The organism is Paenibacillus sp. EKM10P, assembly GCF_011800655.1.
GTDB classification, from domain to species: Bacteria; Bacillota; Bacilli; order Paenibacillales; family Paenibacillaceae; genus Paenibacillus; species Paenibacillus polymyxa.
Genome location: NZ_JAALET010000063.1, coordinates 1 through 739, shown reverse-complemented (window position 1 = coordinate 739; position 739 = coordinate 1). Strand labels below are relative to the sequence as shown.

The window sequence follows — 739 nt, the reverse complement described above, 5'->3', positions numbered from 1 at the left end:
TGCGGAAGACAGCTACGCGCATGAGCGCATCCTTGCTTAAATCAAAGCCACGAGCTTTGTCCTGAGTCACAAATTCAGCTACAGCGTGTTTACGCCCTCTGACATCTTCATAACGGAAGCTCGGATTTTTATGGCGATAGACGATTTGCAAGGGTTGTCCATGCCAGCCGCTGTAGAAATTCGTCCGTAATATCGCATGTCGGCTAACCAGCAGCTTTAGGCTTTCCTCGAATATAGCTGGCGTAAAGTGGCCCTCAAGATCAAAGGTTGCCTGCTCAAAATACACGCCGGTTTCTGCATTCATCAAACTATGGAACAGCATTCCCTTTTGCATGGGGGTCAATGGGTACACATTTTCCAATTCCCCAACCGTCTTGGTCTGTTCCTTAATCGTATCGAATTGCTCCAGGGTCAGACCTTTGAACAGCACATCACTTGGAGTCAATTCGGTCTGCTCCCGTGTCACACAATGCTCGATCGTTTCAAGCAGATTGGATTTCAACAGATCAGCCAGCATTTGGACCGTATCTTTACGGAAGGCTTTGCCGTTATACCGAATGTCGAGTTCCAGGATGCCGTTCGTGACGATTCCGCTCACATCGAGCGCATATTTCATCTTCGTCCGGTCACTCACGACCGATCCCATCGAGTAAGGAGACATGCGGATATCGCTGTTTGGCAAGTCTTGATCCAACTGTCCGAGATAGTTAAAGCTTACTTGTGGCTCGGCAAAAGCTTG

Annotated in this window: 1 protein-coding gene; it reads right to left on the bottom strand. The window is 48.6% G+C overall.

Translation table 11 applies throughout. From position 1 onward, the window contains the following. The coding region (locus tag HFE01_RS26405; RefSeq protein WP_243208301.1) for a condensation domain-containing protein at window positions 1-739 on the bottom strand (739 nt) is incomplete at both ends.